General features: G+C 73.8%; 5 protein-coding genes. 3 read left to right on the forward strand and 2 right to left on the reverse strand.

Going from position 1 to position 3753, the window contains the following annotated elements:
- Window positions 1–42: 42 nt before the first annotated feature.
- Window positions 43–510 carry a ribosomal maturation YjgA family protein gene (locus PROKR_RS18660; protein WP_051433135.1) on the forward strand — a complete coding sequence of 156 codons (468 nt, stop codon included), beginning with the start codon at window positions 43–45 and terminating at the stop codon, window positions 508–510.
- Here PROKR_RS18660 and PROKR_RS18665 read toward each other — a convergent pair.
- On the reverse strand, window positions 449–1060 hold the full coding sequence (locus PROKR_RS18665) for a TetR/AcrR family transcriptional regulator (protein ID WP_036965617.1): 612 nt from the start codon (window positions 1058–1060) through the stop codon (window positions 449–451). The two genes, PROKR_RS18660 and PROKR_RS18665, sit on opposite strands and share 62 nt — an antisense overlap.
- Before the next feature lie 113 nt (window positions 1061–1173).
- Between PROKR_RS18665 and PROKR_RS18670 the strand changes: the two genes are divergently transcribed.
- Together PROKR_RS18670 and PROKR_RS18675 are read left to right on the forward strand one after the other, a co-directional pair.
- Window positions 1174–2019, forward strand: coding sequence for an SDR family NAD(P)-dependent oxidoreductase (locus tag PROKR_RS18670; protein ID WP_036965619.1), 846 nt, complete (start codon window positions 1174–1176; stop codon window positions 2017–2019).
- Window positions 2020–2096: 77 nt separating this feature from the next.
- A complete protein-coding gene (locus PROKR_RS18675; protein ID WP_036965620.1) occupies window positions 2097–2486 on the forward strand; it encodes a DoxX family protein in 390 nt (129 codons plus the stop codon).
- A 28-nt stretch (window positions 2487–2514) separates the two neighbouring features.
- On the opposite strand, the gene PROKR_RS18680 is transcribed toward PROKR_RS18675, so the two are convergent.
- Entirely contained in the window at window positions 2515–3648 is a 1134-nt protein-coding gene (locus tag PROKR_RS18680) for an aminopeptidase P family protein (protein ID WP_036965621.1), read from the reverse strand.
- Between the last annotated feature and the right edge of the window lie 105 nt (window positions 3649–3753).

Below are 3753 nucleotides of genomic sequence, written 5' to 3' on the forward strand. Positions count from 1 at the left end.
GCAGCTGGGCCGGGCCGGACGCCTCGTTCCGGAGCGGCAGGCATGAGCGGCGCGCGCGAGACGACGGCGCCTTCGCGGGACGACGGCGTCGCGTCCGCGCTCCTGCGCCGCGCCGTACCTGCTGTCGCGGCCGTGCTGACCGTGATCGCGGGGCTGTCCGTGCGGTCGGTGCTCACGGGCGACGTGGCGAAGTACGCGGGCGACGCGCTCTACGCCCTGCTGATCTTCTGGCTCGTGCTGGTCGTGGCCCCGCGCACGCGCGGGTGGGTGGCCGCCGTGGTGGCGTGCGGGTTCAGCGTGGCGATCGAGCTCTTCCAGCTCACGGGCGTGCCTGCGACGCTCGGCGCGCACAGCACGCTCGCCCGGCTGGTGCTCGGCACCACCTTCAACGCCCCGGACCTGCCGTGGTACGCGGTGGGCGCGGCCGTGGGCTGGGCCGTACGCCGGCTCATGGTGCCGCGAGGCCCCGGAGCGCGTGCCGGACGACCGTCCGCGCACCGTCGGGCGTGAGGTCGCCCGACCGTTCCGTCCACCGCTGGGCGATGGGCGCGAACACCAGGTCCACGGCCAGGTCGAGGTCCACGTCCGGATCGAGCTGCCCCGCCTCCTGCGCCCGGCGCAGCCTGCGCTTCTTGAGCTCGCGCATCGGGCCGTCCAGCCGCTCCCGGTAGGCCAGGGCGAGCTCGGCGTCCTCGATCACCGCGGCGGTCAGACCGCGCAGCGCACGGTCGAAGTCGGGGTCTGCGAACTCCTCGACCGTTGCCACCAGCACGGCGCTCAGGTCGGCCTCGAGGTCACCCGTGTCAGGAAGCTCGGCCGGCGCCCCGTCCGGCCCCGCCCCCGCCGTCCGCTCCAGAACGGCGTCCAGCACCAGGGCGCCCTTGTTGGGCCACCACCGGTAGATCGTCTGCTTGCCGACGCCGGCCCGGGCAGCCACCTTCTCGATCGTCAGCCCGGCATAGCCGAGCTCCGCGACGACGGCGAAGGCCGTCGCCAGGATCGTCGCCCGGGTCGCGGGATTACGCCGCCGTCCGGTGGAGCGCTGCGTCTCGGTCGCCATGTCGCCACCCTACCCGTTGAAGAGACGAGACGTTTCGTCTTGACAAGACCCCGCACCTCCGACAGCATCGTTGTCGAGACGATCCGTCTCGACAAACATCGAAGGGGTTCGTGATGACGACCGAAGAGACCAGCACCACCACCCGCACGTGGCTCGTCACGGGGGCCAGCCGTGGCCTGGGCCGCGCCTTCACCGAGGCCGCCCTGGCGGCGGGCGACCGGGTCGCCGCCCTCTCACGCACACTGCGTGACGACGACACCCGTGAGGGTCTGCTCCAGCTCGCCGTCGACGTCCGCGACCCGGCGGCGGTGCGCGCCGCCGTCGACCGGGCGGTCGATGCGTTCGGGCGGCTGGACGTGGTGGTCAACAACGCCGGGACCATGTCGTACGGGTTCGTCGAGGAGTTCACCGAGGGACAGGTGCGCGCACAGCTGGAGACCAACTTCTTCGGCGCCGTCTGGGTGACGCAGGCGGTCGCGCCGGTGCTGCGCCGGCAGGGGTCCGGCCACCTGGTGCAGGTGTCCAGCATCGGCGGCCTGGCCGGCTTCGCGGGCACCGGCCTGTACAGCGCCAGCAAGTTCGCCCTGGAGGGACTCAGCGAGGCGGTGGCGCACGAGCTCGTGGAGTTCGGGGTGCACGTGACCGTCGTCGAGCCGGGCGGCTACTGGACCGACCTGTACTCCGCGATGGACACCGCCGCGCCGCTGCCCGCGTACGACGCACTCCGTGAACGGCTCACGGCGCAGTTCGCCGAGAACAGCGTCGACAGCGAGCCGCGCCTCGCGGCCGAGGCGATCATGACGCTCGTCGACAGCCCCCGGCCGCCGCGGCGGCTCCTGCTCGGCGGCACGGCGTACGACGTCGCGTTCGCCGTGACCGACGAGCGGCGCCGTACCTGGGCGGAGTGGGAGGCCGTGAGCCGCGCGGCCGAGCAGGCCGTCCCCGGGCCCGCGCAGTAGGCACGGGCGCCCGTCACGGCACGGGTGCCCGTCTCGTCGGTGGGGCGACAGCGACCTGCGGCACCGAGAGGATCACGATGAACATCGCCCTGTGGACAGTGGCCGGACTGCTCGCGCTGGCCTACGTGGTCGGCGGTCTGCTCAAGGTGGTCCTGAGCAAGCAGCGGATCCGCGCGGCGGGCGGCGCCTCGGCAGCGTGGACCGACGACGTCAGCCCGGTCCGGATCAAGACGATCGGCGTGCTGGAGGTCCTGGGCGGCCTCGGCCTCGTGCTGCCGGGCCTGACCGGCGTCGCCCCGGAGCTGGTGCCGCTCGCGGCCCTGGGCCTGGCCATGATCATGGTGGGCGCGGCGGTCACGCGGATCTCCCGCCGGGAGTACCGGCTCCTGGTGGCAGACCTGGCCTACCTGGTGCTGATCGCGTTCTTGCTGTGGGGCCGGCTCGGGCCGGTTCCGCTGGTTGCCTGACTCCGCCGCCCGGCCGCCGGCCGGCCGCTCACTCGACGACGCGTAGCGAGTGGTCGCTCGTGTTCAACCGCCGTCCGCCGTCCGCGGTGACGGTCACGATGTCCTCGATCCGCACGCCGAACCGGCCGGGCAGGTACACGCCGGGCTCGACGGAGAAACACATGCCGGGGACCATGGGCAGCTCCTCGCCCTCGATCATGTACGGCGGCTCGTGCGTGGTGACGCCGATGCCGTGGCCGGTGCGGTGGATGAACTGCTCGCCGTACCCGGCCTCGGTGATCAGGCGCCGGGCAGCACGGTCCACCTCCTGGCACGCCGCCCCGGGGCGCACGGCGTCGACGCCGGCCTGCTGGGCGAGGCGCACGATCTCGTGCACCTCGCGGACCTGCTCGCTGGGCTCGCCCACGCAGACCGTGCGGCTGGTGTCCGAGCCGTAGCCGAACATCAGGCCGCCGAAGTCCAGCACGACGCAGTCGCCGTCCTGGATCACCCGCACCCCCGCCTCGTGGTGCGGGTTGGCCCCGTTGGGCCCGGATCCCACGACGGTGAAGTCGACCTGCTCGTGTCCGTGGGCACGCAGCAGGTCGGCGAGGTCGGCGGCGACGTCGGTCTCGCGGCGTCCGGCGAAGCGGACCTTGAGAATCTCCCCGTAGGTCGCGTCGGCTGCCGCCCCCGCGGCCGCCAGGCGTGCGAGCTCGTTGTCGTCCTTGACGGCCCGCAGCATCGGGAGCCGCCGGGTCAGCGACTCGTACCGTGACCCGGGCAGCGCGGACTGCAGGCCGAGCAGGTGCATGGCCCACGTGTTGTCGGAGACGCCGTACGCGCCGTCCGGGCGCAGCAGCCCGCGCACGACGTCGTACGGGTCGGCGCCGTCGGTCCAGCCCACGAGCGAGACGGCGGGCGCGCCCTCGGCCCGCTCGGCGTCCGGCCGCTCCAGGGTCGGGACGAGCAGCGTGGGTTCCCGGTCCGCGGTGAGCAGCAGCATGGTGAGCCGCTCGGTGACCGCCGTCGGCTGGTAGCCGGTGAGCCAGACCAGGTCGGGCCCGGGGGCCACCAGGACGCCGTCGAGGCCGGCCGCGCGGCCGTCGTCGACCACGCGCGACATGCGGGCGGCGTAGTCCCGGGTGGTGAACGGGACGGCGGTGAGGGGTTCGGTGCTCATGGCGTCTCTCCCGAGGGCTGGTCGACGGACGGGGCGTCCCTGGCCCCGCCCGTGGCGGCGGCGGTCGTGGGCAGCGTGTGCAGGTGCGCGGCGGCCGCGGCCGCC

It is taken from the genome of Promicromonospora kroppenstedtii DSM 19349, from assembly GCF_000515355.1.
GTDB lineage: Bacteria > Actinomycetota > Actinomycetes > Actinomycetales > Cellulomonadaceae > Promicromonospora > Promicromonospora kroppenstedtii.